Genomic DNA, 20,208 nt, shown 5'->3' on the forward strand with positions numbered 1-20,208 from the left:
GGTAGCCGTCCCGCCGACCGACCACCTCGCTCGGGGCGCCGCTGTCCCGCCGCCAGCAGCGCCCCGGCCGGTCAACACCCGCGATCGGGTACCGGACCCCGCCGGCCGTTGGCGGCGGCCGGCGACCGCTGGCGAACGGCGGCCGGTGGCTGCCGAGCCGGGGCAAGGATGAGCTCGTCCGGCGGGTGCACCCCGATGACCCGCATCGCCTCGCGGTACCGGGCGAGAGCCCGGCGGGCCTCGCCGTGCTGGCCGCCGGCGACCAGCGCGCGCACCAACGCCCGGTGTGCCGGCTGGTCGTACGGATCCCGTTCCAGGAGTCGCAGCAGGTACGGCACCGCCGCAGCCGGGCCCGCCGTGGCCCGGCTGACCTGGGCCAACAGGCGCAGCATGCCGAGGTACGCCGCCCGCGCCTCCTCGCGCAGCGGACCGGACCAGTCGGCGTACGGCTCGTCCTCGAACGCGTCGGCGCGGTACTGCCGGTCGGCGGACAGCAGCACCGTCCGCGCCTGGTCCAGCGCTCCCCGCTCCACCAGGCGGCGCGCGTGCGCGACGTGCGCGAGGAACTCCTCGACGTCCACCCGCAACCGACCGACGTCGAGCGCGATGCACGCCTGATCGGCGATGAGGAAGTGATCTGGAGCGAACGTCTTCGTCGGGTCGAACACCCCCCGGACGATCGAGAGCAGGACCGACAGGCGGTGCCCGGTGCGATCCGGGTCGTCGTCCGGCCAGAGCAGCTCGCACAGCTCGCCCCGCGGCACCGGCCGGCCGCGCCGCGCGACGAGGATACGGACCAGATCACGCGCCTTGCGGGACTGCCACTGCGAGGCTGGCACCGGCTGGCCGTCGAGATGCACCTCGAACCGGCCGAGGGCCCGGATCACCACCCGCTGGTAGACCGGCCCGGCACCGGGCGCCCCCGCGCCGGAGCCGCTCGCGGTCCGATCCACCAGGGCGCCGGCGAGAACGACCTGCTCGCCCGCGAGCAGGCCGGCCAGCCGGTCGTCGATGTCGGCCCCGGGCAACCGCCCGAGTACGACCAGCAGCCGGGCCGCCTCGACCGCCGCGCCGGCTCGGGTCCAGATCGCGTACGCCTCACGCAGCGCCTCGCGGGCCCGCCCGAGGTCCTGCTCCGCCGCGGCCCGCAGTTCGAGCGCGTCGGCCAGCCCCGCCAGGTCCCCCTGACCTCGTGCGATGCGGGCCGCCTCGTCGGCGAGCGTGGCGGCCCGATCGGGCGCGGCCATCCGGAGCGCGACCCAGCCCTGGGCCAGCAGCGCCGGTGCCACGATCTCGTCCCCGACGTCCCGACCGGCCCGGTCGGCGTAGCGCGCCGCCGCCGGCACGTCGTCGTCCAGTCGTACCAGCGCCAGCCCCGCGAGCGCGGGCACCAGGACGTGCGCGTTCCCGGTCTCCTCGGTGACCCGGATCGTCTCCTCGTACGCGGCGCGCGCCTGCTCGCGCCAGCCTCGCCGGCGGTACAGCTCACCCAGTCCGAGCAGCGCGTGGATGAACCGTCGGGAGCCCTTCTGCTGGTAGAACCCCAGCGCCGTCTCGTACCGCTGCACCGCCTCGTCGTACCGGCCGAGCATCGCCAGCGCTTCCGCCTCGTTGCTGGTCGCGATGGCGCGCAGGCTGGGCGCGCCGGCCAGCGCGGCGTACCGGGCCGACCGTTCGGCCATCGTCAGCGCCTCGGCGAACCGGCCGGTACGCAGATACTGGTGGGTGCGGTTGGTGTAAATGCGGGTGAGCAGCAGGACGTCGCCGATGCGTTCCGCGATCGGCAGTGCCAGGGCGAAGTGCTCCTCGCTGCCCGCGATGTCACCGGCCACACTGAGGCACAGCGCGACGCTGAGGTGGGTGGCGGCCAGTACATCGTCCTGACCGGCGCTGGTCGCGGCGGCGAGCGCCTGCCGTGCGCATGCGGTGGCGGCGTCGGTGTCACCGGCCAGCAGGTGCGCGTGCGCTGTCCAGGCGAGCAGCAGCGCCCGATCGGGGAGCTGGTCGGATTCGGCGAGCGGCCGTTCGAGGATCGCCAGGGCCGCCCGGGCGTCCCCCCGCTGGTAATGGATTCGGCCCAGCCGCCACGCGAGGCCCGCGTCCCAGGCCTGCTCGGCGACGGCGTCGTACTCGCGGGTGGCCGTACCGAGGTCGCCGAGGGTGCGCAACGCGTCGCCGAGAAGCAGGCGCAGCCGGCGGCTCCGATGCCGTTCCGGCAGCACGCGCACCAGCTCGACCACCGCGCCGGACCGACCTGCGGCGATCATCCGGTCGCCGTACGCGTCGAGCACCCGCGCGGCCGCCGCGTGGTCCCCGGCCCGCAGGTACTCCCGGGCCGCGGCGACCGGCGGCCCGTGCTCGTCGTACCAGGCCGCTGCGGTGGCGGCCGTGTCGCGGAGCTGACCGGCGGTCGGTGCGCGGTGCCCGTGCCGGGCGGTCTCGACGACGATCGGCACGAAGAGTTCTTCGGGTGCCGGTGCTCCCGGCCCGGCCGCGGCCCAGTTCGTCCGGGTCAGCAGGCCGGTACGGCGTAGCCGGTCGATGACACCCGGGGCACCGCGGTGGCCGAGCGCACGGCACAGCCCCACACTCACCGGCGCCAGCGCACCGACCTGACGCAGCAGCCGGTTCGCGTCCGCAGGCAGCGCGGACAGCACCTCGTCGGCGACGTACCGCGCGAGCGGCCCACCGGGTTCGCTGAGGATCGGCGCGAGCGGTCCGGCCGGCACACCACCCAGCCGCAGAGTCTCGGCGGACAGATGGACGAGCGCCGGCCAGCCGCCGGTCGCCGCGTACAGCCGGTCGCCGAGGTCCGGCGTGGAGAGGCCGTACTCCTCGGCGATCAGGTCGGCGATCCGTTGCGGGGAGAGCACCAGGTCGGCCGGGCCCAGCTCGGTCCAGAGCCCGCTGCCGAGCAGGCGTGTGGACGGTGCGGACAGCGGCCACCGCGAGGCAAGGACGACGGTGACGTCATCGGCCCACCGCGCGATCTCCTCGAGCAGCTGGTGTAGCTGCTCCGCCGAGGTCGGCGGCAGGTCGTCGACCACGACCAGCCGGTCGCCGGCCGCGACGGCGTCGGCGACGAGCTGGCATACGGGTGCGTCGTCCCCTCGGCACCAGCGGGCGCCAGATCGAGGAAACCAGCGGCGTAACGCGGTGGTCTTGCCGTAGCCGGCGGCGGCCACCACGCAGCAGACTCCCCGCTGGTGACCTGCCCGCAACGGATGCACCGCGCTCCCTCCGGCCGTGCCGCGCGCTTCCGGACGACCGGCTCGCCGCTCGCCCGTGGATTAAGGTTCACCGGGGACGTCCGGGGAGGCAAGGCCCTGGTTGGTCGCGTACCCGATCCACGGTGCGCGCTGACATCAGCTTCAGCGCGTACCGTCTGCGTTTCCGGCTGAGAGGGGCGACCGGCCACGGATGTCCGCCGGACGGTGCACCGTGAGGTGCGCGGAGAGGGCGTGGAGGAAGTCCACGGCGTCGAAGGCCGCGCCCGCGGAGACGACACCTGTCATTCGGGTACGCCCGGTGCGGATGCGGTCGACGGCCTCCACCGCGAGCGGCGCGCTGACGGCGTAGATGTCCTGGCCGCTGGCGGCAAGTCGGCGTTCCGTGTCACCGGACCGGACGAGGACGTCGACGACGAACGTCTGCGCGGAGCGGCCCCGCTCGTCGACGGCGGTCGGCGCGCTGGCGTCGGGAGATCCCAGGTCCGCGGCCGCCTGGGTGGTCATGTAGGTGCGGACCTCGGGCACGGCCAGGTGGCTGGGGATGGTGACGACGTCGGCCATGGTGAACTCGCCGAGGACGGGCCGTGGGCCGAGCGGGGCGGGGAAGGGCCACTCCAGGGTGGGCAGCGCGTCGTCGTGGTGATGCAACCGTCCGCCGGTGAACCGGAGGCGGCGGCCACCGCGGCGCTGGGTCGAGACCGTACCCGAGGCCAGCGTGCCGCCGGTGGGGTGCCAGCTTGTCAGGCCGTACGCGACATGCACCTCGTCCGCGGCCGTCCAGTCGCCCATGGCGGCAGTGGCCAGCAGGTCGCCGAGGCCGCCGAAGAAGGCCATCGCGGGCACCACCAGAGTGCCTGCGGCGCGGGCGCGCTCGGCGTGGTGCGCGAAGGTGTCGAGGTTCGCCTCGATCTCCGCCGCCACGTCGACGTAGGGGATGCCGGCCCGCAGGGCTGCCTCGATCACCGGGCCGGCGGTCGAGGCGAACGGTCCGGCGGCGTTGATCACGGCGTCCGCGCCGTCGAGGGCCCGGTCGAGCGAGGCCGGATCGTCGACCGACGCCGGTCGTACCTCGGCATGCGGATGGTCCTGGGTCAGCGCCAGCAGCCGGTCCCGGTCCCGGCCGAGCAGCAGCGGGACCAGCCCGCGCCTGCGCAGCTCGGCCACCACGAACCGTCCGGTGTGCCCGTACGCGCCGTAGACCGCGATGTTCCCGACCGTCGCCATGTCCAGCTCCCCGTGCCTCGAAGTGATCCACTGCCAGAGATCCTGGTCCGGTCGGATGATCGCCACCAGTGTCCGGAAGGACGCGACCCATACAATTCCCGACATGGCTGTCGTCCCGCGCTCCGTCGCCATCGCCGCCACCGACGGGATGCTCCACTTCGAACTGGCCCTGGCCTACGAGGTCTTCGGCGCACCGCCCGACGCCGTCTCGGGCCCCTGGTACGACGTGAGCGTCTGCGGCACGAGTCCGGTACGGGTCGGCCGGTTCCGGCTGGAGCCGGACGGCGACCTGAACGACCTGGCCCGCGCGGGCACGGTGATCGTCCCCGCGCTCGCGGACGTCGACGCCGACCCGCCGGCCGACCTCGTCGCGGCGGTACGCGTGGCCCACCGGGCGGGCGCCCGGGTCGTCTCCCTGTGCACCGGGGTGTTCGTGCTCGCCGCCGCCGGGCTGCTGGACGGCCTGCGGGCGACCACGCACTGGGCGCACACCGGGCAACTGGCCGCTCGCCATCCCCGGGTGACGGTGGACCCGGACGTGCTCTACGTCGACAACGGCGAGGTGCTGACCTCGGCGGGCAAGGCCGCAGCGATGGACCTCTGCCTGCACCTGGTCCGGCGAGACCATGGCTCGGCGGTCGCCAACATCGTCGCCCGTCGTCTGGTGGTGCCGCCGCACCGGGCGGGTGGCCAGGCCCAGTTCGTCACCACGCCGGTGCCGGTCCGGGACGACCATCCGTTGGCCGATCTGATCCCGTGGGCGATGTCACGGCTGGACCAGCCGCTCACCGTGGAGGACCTGGCGCGGCAGGCGAATCTGAGCGCCCGCCACCTGACCCGGCAGTTCCACGCGGTCACCGGCACCACCCCGCTGCAGTGGCTGCTGATCCAGCGGATCCGGCGCGCCCAGGAGATGCTCGAGACCACCGACGACGGCGTGGACGCGATCGCGGCGGCCGCCGGCATGGGCACCGCGACGACGCTGCGGCGCCATTTCCAACGCTCGGTCGGCGTACCGCCGGACACCTACCGCCGCACGTTCAGGGCGTGACCGTCGCATTGCCCTGACCGGGCCCTCCACCACCCGCGGCGGTCCCCCTTTGCGAGCGAGGCACCTATGTGGGTGGCGGTGCCGATGCCGGAGCCGGCTGTGGAGGCGCTGGAAGGGTGGGGATGACGGGTGGCTGCGGTGGGTCGACCGGTGTGGTCGGTGCGCCCAGGTCCCGCAGGAAGACGTCGTAAGCACCGTCGGTGTCTCCGGGTGCGAGGTTGGACGCGATCGAGTCGAAGGTGACGTAGCGGCCGTCAGCGCTGATCCCCTTGCCCGTATAGCTGCGGCCGTTGGGCTCGGTGCCGTTGGTGGCCAGGCTGACGCGTCTGGTGGTACCGGCGACCCGGTCGCGGAGGAAGACGTCGTACTCGCGGTTGACGTCGGGGGGAACCAGGTTCGACGCGTATGACATGAAGGCGATGAAGCGTCCGTCGGCGCTGATCGCCGCTTTGAGGCTGGGGCTGTGACTCTCGGCCTGGCCGCCGCTGGTGCTGACGCTCACGCGGGTGGTGGTGGCGATGAGCCGGTCGCGCAGGAAGACGTCGGTGACCTGATTGGTGTCCCCGGGTACGAGGTTCGACGCCCCCGACGTGAAGGCGATGTAACGTCCGTCGCCGCTGATCGCCAGGCTACCGCTTCCGTCGTTGGCTTCGGCGCCGGTGCTGGACACACTGACCCGGCTGGTCAGGCCGGTGGCACGGTCGTGGAGGAAGACGTCGGGGGTGCCGTTGGTGTCGTCGGCTACGAGATTGGACGCGCCCGACGCGAAAACGACGTGACGTCCGTCAGCGCTGATCGACGCGCTGAAGCTGCCTTCGTTGGCCCCGGCGCCGGTGCTGGACACACTGACCCGGCTGGTCAGGCCGGTGACCCGATCACGAACGAACACGTCGGAGAAGCCGTTGGTGTCACCGGGCACCAGGTACGCGGACGATATGAAGGCGACGTAGCGCCCGTCGGCGCTGATCGCCGGGCCGTTGCTGGGACTGAGAGCAGCGGAACCGGTGCTGGACACGCTGACCAGGCTCGTGGTGCCGGCGACGCGGTCGCGAAGGAAGATGTCGACCATCCCGTTCAGGTCGCCCGTCACCAGGTTCGACGCCGCCGATGAGAAAGCGACGTAGCGACCGTCGGCGCTGATCGCCGGTTCGTTGCTGATCCGGTTGCCCTGGGTGCCACCGGTGGAGACGCTGACCCTGGTGATGAGGCCGGTGACCCGCTCGCGCACGAAGACGTCCCCGACGCCATTGGTGTCCCCGGGCACCAGATTGGAAGCCTCCGACCAGAAGACGACGTAGCGCCCGTCGGCGCTGACCGCCGAGTCTCCGCTGAAGGTGTTGGTCTGGGCGCCGCCGGTGGAGGCGCTGACCAGGGTTGTGGTTTCGCCGTCGGCGGCGGCCGGCACGGCGCTCACGCCCACCGACATCGCCGCGGTCAGGCCGAGCACCAGGCAGATTTGCATCTTTCTCATATTGGCTCCAACCGGCGCGATCTCGGCGAAACCTCCATCGGCCAGCGTCGTCGCCCGGCCGAGCCAGCGCAACCAGGAGAGCGGCCAAAAGCATCGACCTGACCTCGATCGGACACGTCGCCGCGAACCCGGCCGGCCGGCGCTGCTGGCTCTGGCCCAGGTACGCACGGGCGACACCTACCACCCGACTCGCGGCCGGCTCCGAGAACGGCGTCGCCACCGCCTGGCGCTGGGTCCAGGCGGCGACAACGCCGCTCAGCGCGGCCGATCGTCCTCGTGATGGCAGGTCACGCGGAGTTGCGCCACGTGCGGCCATGCCGGCCGATGAGCCGGTCGGCGTCGGTCGGGCCCCAGGAGGCGGCCTCGTACGTGGGGATCGGCGAGTTGTCCTTCTCCCAGTGGTCGATGATGGGGTCGACGATCCGCCAGCACTGCTGCACCTCGTCGCTGCGGATGAACAGCGACGCGTCACCGATCAGCGCGTCCAGGAGCAGACGCTCGTACGCCTCCGGCGACTCCTCGACGAACGTCTGGTCGTAGGAGAACTCCATCGTGGCGGTGCGGACCCGGAAGGAGTGGCCCGGCACCTTGGCGCCGAAGCGCAGCGAGATCCCCTCGTTCGGCTGGATCCGCAGGATCAGCGCGTCAGCATCGAGGCCGGTGAGCTGATCGGTCGGGATCGGCAGGTGCGGCGGTCGCTGGAACTGCAGTGCCACCTCGGTGAGCCGGGCCGGCAGGCGCTTGCCGGTGCGTACGTAGAACGGCACCCCGGCCCAACGCCAGTTGTCCACGTTGAGCCGCATGGCGGCGTAGGTCTCGGTCCGCGACAGGGGATCGACGCCGGGCTCCTCGCGGTAGCCGGCCATCAGCTCCTCGCGGGTGCCGCCCCGGGTGTACTGACCCCGGACCGCGGCATCGGCGATGTCCCGGTCGGTGGGGAGGCGGATCGCCTGCAGCAGCTTCACCTTCTCGTTGCGCAGGCCCTCGGCCTCGAACGAGGCCGGTGGTTCCATCAGGGCCAGCGCGAGGACCTGGAGCACGTGGTTCTGCACGATGTCCCGCATCGCGCCGGCGTCCTCGTAGAAGCCGCCCCGGCTGCCGACGCCGAGGGTCTCGGCGACGGTGATCTGCACGTGGTCGACCCAGGAGCGGTCCCAGATGGGCTGGAAGATCGAGTTCGCGAAGCGCAGCGCCAGCACGTTCTGGACGGTGTCCTTGCCCAGGTAGTGATCGATCCGAAAGACCTGGTGCTCGTCGAAGGCACTGTGCACGACGCCGTCGAGTTCGCGGGCCGTGACCAGGTCGCGCCCGTACGGCTTCTCGATGACCAGGCGGGAGAATGAGCCTTCGCGGGGCTGGTTGAGCCCGACACGGGCGAGTCCGTTGATCACCGGCTCGAAGGCCCCGGCCGGGGTGGACAGGTAGAAGATCCGGTTGCCGGATGTGCCCCGCAGTGCGTCGAGATCGTCGAGGGTCTCCACGAGCCGCTTGTAGGTTTCCGGGTCGTCGTAGCCGCCGGTCACGTACCGCACGCCGCCCTGAAGTTGGCGCTTGCTGGCCAGGGTGTGTTCGCCGAGGGCGCTCTCGGCGAACTGCTCGTCGGTCATCGACGTACGCGCGACACCGACGAGGGCGAACTGATCCGGGAGCCGCTCGTGCCGAGCCAGGCTCTCCACCGCGGGCAGCAGCTTGCGCCGGGTCAGGTCACCGGAGGCACCGAAGATCACCAGCGTGGCCGGCGGGGCACTCCGCTCCTGGATGAGCTGGGATGCGTGGTCCATGGTCTGCGATCCTCCGGGCACAAGGGGTGTGGGGTTGGGGGTGCGGTGCTGTCATGTCGAGACGGTGGGGGTGTGGCGGTAGCGGCCGGCGTGGCCCGTTGGATGCGGAGCTTGAGCCTCCCTTGTGTTCGTTGCCGCCACGCTCGGGGATGCTACGCCGACGTACCTGCGGCTGTCTGACGGTGAGCTTCTGCCCCGGCGTCCCCCGCTCGGTTCAGACGCGGTGATCCACACGAGGTCGCCGAACTCGGGGTATCCGGGACCGGTCGATGCCCCCGGATCGGCGACGTCGAGTCGATCATGCGCGACCGTGCGGTGGCGCCGAGGGCAACGTTCCGCTCGGTCGCCTGCGCTCCGGGCGAGCGGCGGGCGGGCGGCATGATCGCGACTCTGAGGCGTGACCGAGCGCGGCCACGGCGGACTAGCCTGCGGATTCGGTCGACTGGCGCTCAGCCGTGATCCGGAGAAGTCCCTCGACGCCGTGGAGGAAGGTCTCGGACACCAACGCGGGGTCGAAGAGGCATCCGGCGGCCATGGCGCCGTCGCGGAGCATGACGAAATGGCGCGCGGCGGACTCTGCCGTCTCCTCCTGGACCTGTGCCATCAGCGTGGTGAGCGTGTCCAGGAACCACTGCCGGTGGGCGATGATCTCCTGACGTACGGGATGTTCCGTGTCCGGATACTCCGCCGCGGCGTTCAGAAACGCGCAGCCACGGAACCCCGGGGACTGGACGCGCTCGGCAATGGAGTTGGCAATGGCCAGCAGTGGGGCGACCGGCCGTGCATCGGTGGTGACGACCGCGTCGACCGCGCCGCGATCCATCTCATGGATCTCGCGCAGGTAGGCGAGGATGAGATCGTCCTTGCTGGGGAAGTGTCGGTAGAAGGTGGCCCGGGTCACCTTCGCCTCGGCGATGATCCGGTCCACGCCCACGGAATGGATGCCCTCCGAGTAGAAGATCTTCATGGCCGTGGCCAGGAGCCGTTGGCGCGCCTCGGAGGGCCGGGCGCCGGGTGCTGTGGTCGCCATGTCGTCATCCTAGCGGATAGAACGTTCGGTCTGCGGGGTATGAGCGGCCTCAGGCGCGTCGGAGTGGATAGAACGTTCGGTCTTGACGGTGCGGGTCGGGCCTGTCATGCTGGACAAGACAGAACGATCGGTCTACCTAGCCCCTCCGCTGAAAGGGTCACCCGTGACCACCATTGCTACTTCGCCCGGCATCTCCCGGACGGCCTCCGCGCTGCGGCGGCTGTACTTCGTCCGCTTCGCCTTCGCCATCGTCTGGGCCGGCGTGGCGATCACCACCGCCAAGGACATCGGTCCTCTCGCGGTGGCGCTGTTCGTGCTCTACCCGCTGTTCGACGTGGGCGCCGCCATCTACGACCTCCGTTCGTCGCGGGCCACCGGCTCGCCGACCCTGCTGTACGTCAACATCGCGGTAAGCCTGGTCACGGCTGTCGGCGTGGGTGTCGCCGGCGCCTCCGGTGTTCCCGCTGTCCTGCGGGTGTGGGGCGCGTGGGCGATCGTCGCCGGTCTGGTCCAGTTGATCGTGGGGGTCACCCGTCGCAAGATGGGCGGCCAGTGGCCGATGATCATCAGTGGCGGCATCTCGGTTCCGGCTGGCGGGTCCTTCATCGCCGCTGCTTCCGCGGACAACCCGTCGCTGACCAACGCTGCCGGCTACGCCATTCCCGGCGCCATCTTCTTCCTCATCGCCGCCATCCGCCTCGGCCGTACCGCGAAGGGCGAGTGACATGACCACCATCGAGTACGACGTCGTTGTGATCGGTGCCGGTCCGGTCGGGGAGAACGTGGCCGATCGGGTCGTGCGGGGCGGGCTGACCGCCGCCATCGTCGAGCGGGAGTTGGTCGGCGGTGAATGCTCCTACTGGGCCTGCATGCCGACCAAGGCGTTGCTGCGCAGCGCGTCCGCGTTGCGTGCGGCCCGCCAGCTGCCCGGTGCGCGGGAGGCGGTGACGGGAGACCTGGACGCGGCTGCGGTGCTGGGCCGGCGGGACTCCTTCGCGTCGCACTGGCAGGACGACGGTCAGGTTTCGTGGCTGGCGTCGGCCGGCATCGCGCTGCACCGCGGTCAGGGGCGGATCAGTTCCGCCCGCGTTGTCGAGGTGACCGGCGTCGACGGCGTCACGACGACGCTGACCGCGCGGCACGCCGTGGTCGTCGCGACCGGCAGCAGCGCCCTGTTGCCGGACATCCCGGGGCTGCGCGAATCGGCGCCGTGGTCCAGCCGCGAGGCCGCATCGGCCAGTTCGGTTCCCGGTCGGCTCGCCATCATCGGTGGTGGCGTCGTGGCAGCCGAGATGGCGACCGCGTTCGCCGCCCTGGGGTCTGCGGTGACGGTGCTGGCCCGCGACGGCCTGTTGCCGTCGGCGGAGCCGTTCGCCGGTGAACTGGTCACCGAGTCGTTGCGCGAGGCCGGTGTGTCCGTACGTCTCGGCGCGGAGGCCGTCGCCGTCAACCGCGACGACAACGGAGCCGTCCACATCAGGACGGCCTCCGGCGAGCGGGTCGAAGCTGACGAGGTACTGGTGGCGGTCGGTCGCACACCGAACACCCAGGACATCGGCCTCGACCGGGTCGGGCTGGCGCCGGGTGCCTGGCTGACGGTCGACGACACCCTGCGCGTCGTCGGCGGCGGCGAGTGGCTCTATGCGGCGGGCGATGTGAACCGGCGGGTGCTGCTGACCCATCAGGGCAAGTACCAGGCGCGGGCGGTGGGCGACGTGATCGTGGCCCGGGCAACGGGCCAGCAGGTCGAGGACGGCCGGTGGGGCCGGCACGTGGCGACGGCCGACGAGCGTGCGGTGCCGCAGGTGGTCTTTACCGACCCGGAGATCGCGTCGGTGGGCCTGACCGCGGCTGCGGCCGAGGCGGCCGGGCTACGGATCCGGGTGGTGGACTACGACCTCGGGGCTGTCGCCGGAGCGTCCCTGCACGCCGATGGCTACCGAGGGCACGCCCGCATGGTCGTCGACGAGGACCGCAAGGTGATCGTCGGCTTGACCCTCGCCGGCCCGGACGTCGCGGAACTGATCCACGCCGCGACCATCGCCATCGTCGGCGAGGTCCCGTTGGACCGGCTGTGGCACGCGGTTCCGGCCTACCCGACCGTCAGTGAGGTGTGGCTGCGGTTGCTCGAGACCTACGGCCGCTGAACAAACATTCGGTCCACTTCGAGGAGAATCCCTTGCCTACCAAGATCACGATCATCATCGACAACCCTGCGAGCCCTGACGACTTCGAGCGGGTCTACGCGGACGTGACGGCTGCCGCAGCGAAGTTCCCGAAACTGCGGCGACTCGAGTCCGCCAAGGTGTGGCCGAAGGAGGATGGCACCGCTACCCCCGCGTACCGGACGCTCGACCTCTACTTCGACAGCTACGAAGACGCCTCCGCAGCGGTCGCGACAACCGTTGCCGCTGATGTCTTCGGCGCCCTCGTGGGGACGCAGGTCCCGTTCAAGGGGCTGTTCTCGGACATCGAGCAGGCTTAAGGGCTACAGGCTCCCGGGCGTAGGCGGAAACGACGTCTACGCCCGGCGTGCTGCCGCCCAGCAGTGGGGTGAGCGAGATTCTCGGGAGGCTCCGGCTGACCCGGTTGGCATCTCATGCCCGGCGTGCGTAGCCCTCTGGCCGGCCGGCAAACCTCCCTGCGCACGGGGCCGGCGTGCTCGATGGTGCGGCCGGCGTCGCGCTCGTGCTCCGCGGTACACCTCCGGCGGCCACCACGCTCACCTGGGCTGCGGCACTGCTGCTTGCATGATCGAAACGCTGGTGCTCAGCCCCGGATGGATCACCGCCGGCCGGAACGGGGACCATCGACCTCGTCCCCAGCCCCAATTGCGGTCGGTCCGGCTTCCCCGCACGCCGTAGAAGCTTTCCGGAACCCGGCCTCCTTCCGGACTTGAGGGGTAGCGGATCAATCGCAAGGGAACAGCCGAATAGTCGCTGTCGCAGGTCGTTTCTGATCGTTCTCATAGGTCCCGTTGGGGATGGTCAGACGGTAGCCTGTGACGACCGGGCCCGCCGGGACCCGAACCGCCATGCCCTTGAACCTGTGAGTACATGAAAACTGCGCAGACCAGCGGTGAACAGGTACGGCACCGGATTCAGACGGTGCTCGTCGGTGTGCTCGAACGCACCCGGCTGATGCGGGGTCAGGCCAGCCGCCAACTCCTCGTCGAACAACTTCAGGACCGGCTCGGCCCCTTCCCGCTGCGTGAGCACCCTGAGTTGCGGCTGCAGATGGTCGAGCTGGTGCGTGCCTGCAGCAGGCGCGCCGACGGGCTGCAGATCCTGGTGGAGACGGTCGAGCACCTGGAACCGGGCACGGAGGAGGTCGTCCGGTTGCAGCGTCTCCGGGACGAGTGGGAGGCGGTCGATGTCCTGACCGAGGAGGACTGGAGCCGGCTGCGTCCGCTGCTGAGCAACCTCGTCCCCGTCAACCTGACCGTGTTGTATCAGCGCGCCACCGAGCACCGGTCGCCCGGGCCGCCGTCGTGGTGCGTCGACGCCTGGCAGGCGTTCGTCCACCTGGCCGGGCAGAACGCCGGCCCCGACGGCCTGCCGCCGAGCATGGCCTTCCTGGCGTTGCTCGAAGACCAGGTCGACGCGCAGGACGCCCGGTGGATCCGACAGCGGAACAGTCGGGTGGCCACCGGACAGGAACTGACGGCACAGCTGGAGGACCGGCGGGCGTACCTGCACCGCGGCGGTGAACAGCCGATGGGCACCACCGCGTACCTGGTCGTCCAGGTCGAGCCGCACGTGGACCCCGACGGCAGCGACGACACCTACGCGTTGTCGCACTTCCGCCAGTGGTACGGCGCAGACTCCTGGCATTCCCGGCAGGGTGAGCCCCGCCTGGTCCGTCTCCACGACCTGGAACGTGAGGTGGAGCGGGTGATCGAGCAGATGGAGATCGAATGGTCGGACCGGACCGGCACGGTCGTGGTCGAGTTCGTCCTGCCGTGGGAGTTGCTCAACGTCGGGGTCGACCGCTGGCGTAAGGAGATCGACAGCTCGCGACCGATCGCCCTGGCCATGGACTATCCCGTGGTGGTTCGTAGTCTGGAACGGCTACGCACCCGGCGCTGGCACCGTGCCTGGCACCAGCGCTGGAGGCAGCTGCTCGCGGCTCCCGCCCACAGCGTCGTCTTCTGGAGCCAACCCAGCGGCAACGACTACTTCACCCGGCTCGAGACGGAGCTCAAGGCCGACGACCGGGTGGTCTCACTCGTCCTCAGCGAACCACCGACGCAGCACGGCGAGACCGGTCAGCAAGAGATCGAAGCGGCCCTGCGGGCCGGGCTGCCGGTGATCATCTGGCATCGGGGTGACTGTACCAGCGCCGAGTTCCGGGAGGTCGTCTCCAGTCTGGTAAATGATGGAGGCCTGGGACAGCTGCCGATGCGTGCTAAAGAATTGCGGCATCAGGCGCTACAGCTCGAGCCCGCGTTGCGGGACGGTCACATCGGCCACCACCTGACGATCCTCTGGGACGATCCGGAGCGCAGGCCCGACGCGCTGGGCGCTCCCGTTGGTCGAGGAACAGGGGACAGTTGGTGACCGGAGGCGACGCGCAAGCCACCTGGGAGGCGATCTCTCAGGCGCTGCGCCCGCTGTCCGGTTCCTCGCCCGCCCCGGCGGCCGGGGCGGGTGTGACGGTGCTGGTGGATGTCGTCCCCTCGATGGCGGTGTGGCGTGACACTGTCGACCGCCTGGTGGCGGTGTTGCGCGATCACGAGGGGTTCGCCGGCGTCGAGGTGGTCGGGTTCGACTCCGCCGAGACGGGGCAGGCCGTTCTGGCCCGGCAGGTGGCGGTCGACGGACGGATCGTGCTGGTGCTGTCCGACGGGGCCGGCCCGGCCTGGCACGCCGGGACGATGCCGGCCCTGCTTCGGCTCTGGGGTCTCCGCGCGCGGGTCGCCGTCCTGCACCTGCTGCCGCAACTGCAGTGGTACCGGACCGGTATCCGGCCTCGTCGCCTCCGGATGTGGTGGACCGCGCGCGGCGGTGCCGCCAATGCCGACCTCAGGTGGGAGGTGCACAGTCCGGTCCCGGACGTCCTCGACGATCCCGGGCACGAAGCCACCGATCCCGTCCCGGTGCCCGTGCTCGAACTCGACCCCCGCTGGCTCGCCGCCTGGGTCCGGCTGGTCACCGGCGGCGAGGCACACCTACCCGCGGTGCTGGCCGCCGTCGGGCTCCCGGAGACCACCGCTCCGTCCGCGCCGGAGGGGGCACCGTCCGCGCGGACGCGGGTACGCGAGTTCGCCGCCTGGGCGACGCCGACCGCGGTCACGCTCGCCACGCAGCTCGCCGCCGCCCCGCTCAACCTGGCGGTGATGAGATGGGTTCAGCAGGCCCTGATCCCGGATTCGCAGACGTCACACCTGTCCGAGATCCTCAACAGCGAGTTGCTGCATCCGGTGGCCGTCGCGGCGTCGACTGCCGACAGCGCCGGGGTCACCTATGAGTTCCACCGGGGCGTCCGCGAGGAGCTGCTCGCGGCCGGGCGCCGTGCGGACGCGGTCCGGGTGTTGCGGGTGGTCGGTGAGCAGCTGGGGCCCACCGTTCCGGCGGTCCGTGGGCTCAGCCGGATGCTGGACGACCCCGACGCTACGCCGGTGCCCCCGGTGACGCCGGAGACCGCCCCGTTCGTACGGGTCGAACAGGCCGTTCTCCACGCCCTGTCCGGCCGTTATCTCGCCCGCGCGCGCCATCTGCACGAGGCGCTCGGTGCGGACCCGGAAACACGGTCGAGCACTGCTGCGCCGAGCACACTCCCTGTGACAATGACGGCGGCAGTGGGCACCGATGATCGGACGTCAGAAGGAGCATCAGTCGTGTCGAGCAGCGTGGCGGATGTGGTCGCACCGCAGAGAACCCCAGCCGGCGCGCCCGCCATCTGGGGCAACGTCCCACCTCGCAACCCGAACTTCACCGGTCGTGAGTCGCTGCTGGTGCACCTGCACGAGCAGATGCTGCAGGGTGTGACGGCCGTGCTGCCGCACGCGCTGCACGGTATGGGCGGCGTCGGCAAGTCGCAGCTGGCGATCGAGTACGTCTACCGCCACCTGGACGAGTACGACGTGATCTGGTGGATCCCGTCGGAACGGCCGGCTCAGATCGCCAATGCGCTGGCCGAGCTGGCCCAGCGCCTGCATCTGCCGGTGGGGCTCGAAGCCAACGCCGCGGTGCCGGCCGTGCGGGAGGCGCTGCGGCTGGGGCAGCCGTACGCGAACTGGCTTTTGATCTTCGACAATGCGGAGAGCCCGGAGGCGGTGCGGCGCTACTTCCCCAACGGTGGGTCCGGCCGCATCATGGTCACCTCCCGCAACCCGCAGTGGTCGAACGTCGGCCGCCAGCTCGCGGTGGACGTGTTCCCCCGACAGGAGAGCGGCGATCTGCTCCGTCGCCGCAGCCCGGACCTCAGCGAAGAGGACACCGATCGGCTGGCCGAGGCGCTCGGCGATCTTCCGCTGGCCCTGGATCAGGCGGCGGCCTGGCTCGCCGAGACCGGCATGCCCACCGACGAGTACCTGCGCCTGTTCGAGGAAAAGCGCGTCGAACTGCTCGAGGTGTCGGTGCCGCTGGACTACCAGTTGCCGGTCGCCGCCGCGTGGAACGTGTCCCTCGACCGGTTGGCCGGTTCCAGTCCCGGGGCGCTGCAACTCCTGCAGGTGTGTTCGTTCCTCGCCCCCGAGCCCATTCCCCGCAACCTGCTCAGCCGTGGACGAGCCGGCAGCGTCCACCCGGAACTCGACGAGGCGCGGCGCGACCCGATGCGGCTCAGCAGGGCCATCCGCGAGATCAACCGGTACGCCCTTGCCAAGATCGACCATCGGACCAACTCGATCCAGATGCACCGGCTGGTCCAGGCGGTGCTGATCGACCGGCTCGACGACGCCGAGCAGACGGCGATGCGGCACAGCGCGCACCTCATGCTCGCCGACGGCGACCCGAACGACCCGAACTCACCGGACAGCTGGCGTACCTACGCCGACCTGTACCCGCACGCCATGACCGCGCAGGCGTTCCGGTCCACCGACCCTTCGGTGCGGCAGCTGATCGACAACCTGTCCCGCTATCTCTACTGGTGGGGTGACCATCTGGCGGCGTTCGAGCTGGCCGAGCGGGCCTACCAGTCCCGGCGCGACCAGTTGGGCGTCGCCGATCCGTCCACGCTGCGGATGGGTCTGTGGATGGGCTGGCTGCTGTTCGTCCTCGGCCGATTCGAGGAGGCGGCCCGGCTCAACCAGGAGGTGCTCGCCACCTACCAGGCCACCCTGGAGGAGGACAACGAGGATTTCCTGCGTGCCCTCAGCGCCGTCGCCGCCGACCGGCGGGTGGCCGGGGACTTCCAGGGTGCCCTGGAGCTCACCGAGGAGATCTACCAGCGGCACGTGCGGGCCCTGGGCCGGGACGACGTGCAGACCATCAACGCGAACCACAACCTCGCGGTGAGCCTGCGGCTGGCCGGTGACCTCAAGCGGGCCTACGAGATCGACCAGGAGAATCAGCGGCTGCGCATTCAGCTCTTCGGCTCGGACCACCCGATCACGCTGGAGAGCACCCGCAACCTCATCACCGACCGGCGGGAGCTCGGCGACTACCTGGGCGCCCGCACCGAGGCGCAGGCGGTCACCGACCAGCTGCGCCACCAGCTCGGCCCAGGTCATCCGCAGACCCTGCGGGCGATGCGGACGCTGGCGCTGACGCTCCGCAAGGCCGGTGACCACCGGGCGGCCCGCCTGGTCTCCACCGAGGTCCGCGACCGCTTCCTCACCCGCTACGGGCAGGACCACCCGGACACCATCGCCTCCTCCCTGAACCTGTCGATCGACCTGCGGGAGACCGGCGACCTCGACGGCGCCGCCGTGCTGGGCGAGCAGGTGTACGCCAGCTACCAGCGGCTGCTGGGGAACGAGCGCCACCCGCACACCATCGCCGCCCGGCTCAACTGGGCGGTCACCGAGCGGCTGCGCGGCCGGGTGGCGCAGGCGCGGCAGATGGACGAGGAGGGTTTTGCCCAGCTGCGGGAGCAACTCGGTGACGACCATCCGCTCACCCTGGCCGCGGCGCTCAACCTCGCGAGCGACCTCTACGCCGAGGGTCACTACGCGCAGGCGTACGAGCGGGATGTGGACGCGACCGAACGGCTGCGGCGAGTCTTGGGCGCGGAGCATCCGACCACTCTCGCGGGCTATGGCAATCTGGCGATGGACCTGTTCAAACTGGGTCGCGAGCAGGAAGCCGCAGAGCTGCACGCGGCAACGGTGGCACAGTTCCGGCGAGTTCTCGGCGACGATCACCCGGCCACGGCTGCGGCGATGGACCTGGACCGGCGGGCCAACTGCGACATGGACCCGCAACCGCTGTAGGGGGACAGCCGGTCATCGCGACCCGATCCAGGCGGCGAGCTGCACCGGATCGGCCGCACCGCCGCACATCCGTACCGCCCGGTGCACGGCACGTACCAGTTCAGGGTGGTCGCGCAGCGCATCGGCGGCGGGGCCCGGCAGGGTATCGGCCAGGATCAGCCCGAGCCCGGCCCAGGCGCCTGGCCGGTCCGAATCGGTGGACAGCTCCTGTAGATATCCGCGCCGAGCGTTCTCCCGATCACCGGCCACGAGGGCCAGATCGGCGGGAGCCGCACCCGTCACCCGCGTGCCGATCGGTGCCGGGTCCGCCCGAAGGCGCTCGAATCCGGCGCTGTCGGTCAGGCGCCAGAGCTCCAGGACGGCTCGCGCGTCGAGCCCCTGGGCGTTCGGGTCGGCTTCCAACGCAGGTGCGACGGCGGCCAGATCCGGCCGTTCGGCGCCGGCATTCCAGCACTTCGTGAACGCGGTAACCACCTCTGCGGGCGGCCGCAGATGGTGAAGCCGCCACCGGGCCCGATGGTCGGCGACGGCGTCGTGGGCGGCGGCGAGTGGTTGATCGGGGACGCTGTCGGTCTGCCATCGGTCCGCGGTCGCGGTGAGGCCGGCCACGAGTCGGCGACCGACCTCGGTGAGCTGCGGCATCTGCGCCAACAACGCGAGTACGGTACGCACCTGCCGCCGCCACCGGGCGAACTCGAAGTGCGCCAGTGTGCCGGCGCCGTCCGTCGCCCATCGGCTCACCGACCGCCAGAACTCGGTGATGCCCGCGAACGCGTACACCCCCTGCAGCAGGCCACCCAGTGGCCGGGGATCGTCTCGCCACGGCGCGTACAGCCGCCGGGCGGGCTCGCCGGTGTGCAGCGGAGCCAGGTGCAGGAGAGCGCCCAACTTGATGTGCTGAAACTCGTGCACCATCGTCACCGCCAGCTCGGTGGCGTCCCGCGGCTCCGACATCATCATGCAACCGAAGGCGTCGCCGGCCGAGGCGCTCATCGTGCGGAACCGTTCCGTCGGCGGCTGTGGCACCACCGAGAAGAGGCCCCGGGCCATGGGCAGTGCCAGGGCCGGGCTGGTCTTGACGAGCAACTCCCACGCCTGCGTGAGCAGACCGTGCCAATGCCCCAGCTCCGGTTCGCTCAGCGCCCGGGGCGGCGTCGGAGCCCGCAGATTCCGGTAGGGGTCGAGGCAGTCCAGCCGCACCGCGAGAGTGTGCCCGTCAGCCTGGACACGCACACTGGGCATGGTCTGCCAGCCGTCACCACCGACTCGCACCTCGCCTGCCGGCGTGCCGACGGCACCGTGGCCGGCGGATCCGTGCACCTCGGTGCTGTCCCACCGCTCTGCTTCCGGCACCGCGACGGCACCGAGGGTCGGCAGCACCGCGAAGCCGTCGCGGACCGGCACGATCATGCGGAAGTCGATACCGGCGCAGAGGGCTGCCGCGGCGGCGAGAGAGTGCAGATAGCCGAGGTCCACCCAGAGCGGCGCCGTGGAGGGAGCGGTGCCGCGCAGAAGCCGCAACGTGTAACCCGCCCATACTCCCACCTGGGGATGCAGGAGCAGGTCGTCGACCTTGGCGGGGTTGTGTCGTTCGGCCTCGATGAGGAGATCCCAGGCGTCCCCGACCGGCGGGAGTGGACCGGTGTCGTGGTCGGGGCCGACGATGTCGAGCAGGGCCCGCAACTGCAGGAGACGCCAGCTCCGCTCGACGGCGAGAAGCTGGGCGATCGTGTCCACATCACCGCCGCCGGAGCAGAGTGCGCTGACGTGCTGCTCGTCGAGTCGGTGTTGGCGGGGTGGCCTGTTCACGGTGGCGTCACCGCCCATCCAGGAACCCCAGGCGACACCCGTCAGTCGACGCGTTGCGGATTGTAGCCACTGGTGATGCTTTCGGGATCGTCAATGCGACGCAGTAGTCGCCGTATGGTCGGAGCGAGGATCCGCTCGTCGTACCTCGGCAAATCGGCAAGTGTCACCTCCGTGAGGTCTATCAGATCCGACTCGATGTCGTCGATCGATCGGCTCACTACCGGCTTCTCCTCAC

At 70.9% G+C, this 20,208-nt stretch carries 13 protein-coding genes; 6 read left to right on the forward strand and 7 right to left on the reverse strand.

Annotated elements, in window-relative coordinates; all coding sequences use genetic code 11:
- Window positions 1-71: 71 nt before the first annotated feature.
- Both AC3EN4_RS06730 and AC3EN4_RS06735 read right to left on the reverse strand, forming a co-directional pair.
- Window positions 72-3,230 carry an ATP-binding protein gene (locus AC3EN4_RS06730; protein ID WP_435205045.1) on the reverse strand — a complete coding sequence of 1,053 codons (3,159 nt, stop codon included), beginning with the start codon at window positions 3,228-3,230 and terminating at the stop codon, window positions 72-74.
- A gap of 141 nt (window positions 3,231-3,371) precedes the next feature.
- Complete coding sequence (locus AC3EN4_RS06735) at window positions 3,372-4,454, reverse strand: saccharopine dehydrogenase family protein (RefSeq protein ID WP_435205046.1); 1,083 nt, start codon at window positions 4,452-4,454, stop codon at window positions 3,372-3,374.
- Between the two features lie 103 nt (window positions 4,455-4,557).
- On the opposite strand from AC3EN4_RS06735, the gene AC3EN4_RS06740 reads away from it, so the two are divergent.
- Window positions 4,558-5,505: a helix-turn-helix domain-containing protein gene (locus tag AC3EN4_RS06740; protein ID WP_435205047.1), complete on the forward strand. Its 948-nt coding sequence runs from the start codon at window positions 4,558-4,560 to the stop codon at window positions 5,503-5,505.
- 64 nt (window positions 5,506-5,569) lie between these two features.
- On the opposite strand, the gene AC3EN4_RS06745 is transcribed toward AC3EN4_RS06740, so the two are convergent.
- The 3 genes from AC3EN4_RS06745 to AC3EN4_RS06755 form a co-directional block, all read right to left on the reverse strand.
- Window positions 5,570-6,976: a TolB family protein gene (locus tag AC3EN4_RS06745; protein ID WP_435205048.1), complete on the reverse strand. Its 1,407-nt coding sequence runs from the start codon at window positions 6,974-6,976 to the stop codon at window positions 5,570-5,572.
- Window positions 6,977-7,263: 287 nt separating this feature from the next.
- The gene (gene zwf, locus AC3EN4_RS06750; RefSeq protein WP_435205049.1) at window positions 7,264-8,757 is read right to left on the reverse strand and encodes a glucose-6-phosphate dehydrogenase; all 1,494 of its coding nucleotides are present in this window, start codon (window positions 8,755-8,757) and stop codon (window positions 7,264-7,266) included.
- A gap of 421 nt (window positions 8,758-9,178) precedes the next feature.
- Window positions 9,179-9,787 (reverse strand): TetR/AcrR family transcriptional regulator, encoded by a 609-nt coding sequence (locus AC3EN4_RS06755; protein WP_435205050.1) that lies wholly within the window; start codon window positions 9,785-9,787, stop codon window positions 9,179-9,181.
- 163 nt (window positions 9,788-9,950) lie between these two features.
- Here AC3EN4_RS06755 and AC3EN4_RS06760 point away from each other — a divergent pair, with 163 nt between their 5' ends.
- From AC3EN4_RS06760 to fxsT, 5 genes are all read left to right on the forward strand, one after another.
- Window positions 9,951-10,511: a hypothetical protein gene (locus AC3EN4_RS06760; RefSeq protein WP_435205051.1), complete on the forward strand. Its 561-nt coding sequence runs from the start codon at window positions 9,951-9,953 to the stop codon at window positions 10,509-10,511.
- 1 nt (window position 10,512) lies between these two features.
- Window positions 10,513-11,934, forward strand: a complete 1,422-nt coding sequence (locus tag AC3EN4_RS06765) for a dihydrolipoyl dehydrogenase family protein (RefSeq protein WP_435205052.1) — start codon at window positions 10,513-10,515, stop codon at window positions 11,932-11,934.
- Between the two features lie 32 nt (window positions 11,935-11,966).
- Window positions 11,967-12,272, forward strand: a complete 306-nt coding sequence (locus AC3EN4_RS06770; protein WP_435205053.1) for an EthD domain-containing protein — start codon at window positions 11,967-11,969, stop codon at window positions 12,270-12,272.
- Between the two features lie 571 nt (window positions 12,273-12,843).
- Window positions 12,844-14,346, forward strand: a complete 1,503-nt coding sequence (locus AC3EN4_RS06775; protein WP_435205054.1) for a VMAP-C domain-containing protein — start codon at window positions 12,844-12,846, stop codon at window positions 14,344-14,346.
- Window positions 14,343-18,164 (forward strand): FxSxx-COOH system tetratricopeptide repeat protein, encoded by a 3,822-nt coding sequence (gene fxsT / locus AC3EN4_RS06780; protein ID WP_435205055.1) that lies wholly within the window; start codon window positions 14,343-14,345, stop codon window positions 18,162-18,164. The genes AC3EN4_RS06775 and fxsT overlap by 4 nt, the downstream gene beginning before the upstream one ends.
- A 12-nt stretch (window positions 18,165-18,176) precedes the next feature.
- Here the strand turns inward: fxsT and AC3EN4_RS06785 are convergent, their stop codons facing one another.
- Both AC3EN4_RS06785 and AC3EN4_RS06790 read right to left on the reverse strand, forming a co-directional pair.
- The gene (locus tag AC3EN4_RS06785; RefSeq protein ID WP_435205056.1) at window positions 18,177-19,991 is read right to left on the reverse strand and encodes an HEXXH motif domain-containing protein; all 1,815 of its coding nucleotides are present in this window, start codon (window positions 19,989-19,991) and stop codon (window positions 18,177-18,179) included.
- Between the two features lie 23 nt (window positions 19,992-20,014).
- On the reverse strand, window positions 20,015-20,191 hold the full coding sequence (locus AC3EN4_RS06790; RefSeq protein WP_435205057.1) for a hypothetical protein: 177 nt from the start codon (window positions 20,189-20,191) through the stop codon (window positions 20,015-20,017).
- Window positions 20,192-20,208: the final 17 nt, after the last annotated feature.

This window comes from Micromonospora sp. bgisy143, from assembly GCF_057708145.1.

Bases quoted from the DNA above. Each gene is read 5' to 3' on its own strand.
- AC3EN4_RS06735 (WP_435205046.1), bottom strand. From the start codon at position 4,454: ATGGCGACGGTCGGGAACATCGCGGTCTACGGCGCGTACGGGCACACC.
- AC3EN4_RS06740 (WP_435205047.1), top strand. From the start codon at position 4,558: ATGGCTGTCGTCCCGCGCTCCGTCGCCATCGCCGCCACCGACGGGATG.
- AC3EN4_RS06745 (WP_435205048.1), bottom strand. From the start codon at position 6,976: ATGAGAAAGATGCAAATCTGCCTGGTGCTCGGCCTGACCGCGGCGATG.
- zwf (WP_435205049.1), bottom strand. From the start codon at position 8,757: ATGGACCACGCATCCCAGCTCATCCAGGAGCGGAGTGCCCCGCCGGCC.
- AC3EN4_RS06755 (WP_435205050.1), bottom strand. From the start codon at position 9,787: ATGGCGACCACAGCACCCGGCGCCCGGCCCTCCGAGGCGCGCCAACGG.
- AC3EN4_RS06765 (WP_435205052.1), top strand. From the start codon at position 10,513: ATGACCACCATCGAGTACGACGTCGTTGTGATCGGTGCCGGTCCGGTC.
- AC3EN4_RS06775 (WP_435205054.1), top strand. From the start codon at position 12,844: ATGAAAACTGCGCAGACCAGCGGTGAACAGGTACGGCACCGGATTCAG.
- AC3EN4_RS06785 (WP_435205056.1), bottom strand. From the start codon at position 19,991: ATGGGCGGTGACGCCACCGTGAACAGGCCACCCCGCCAACACCGACTC.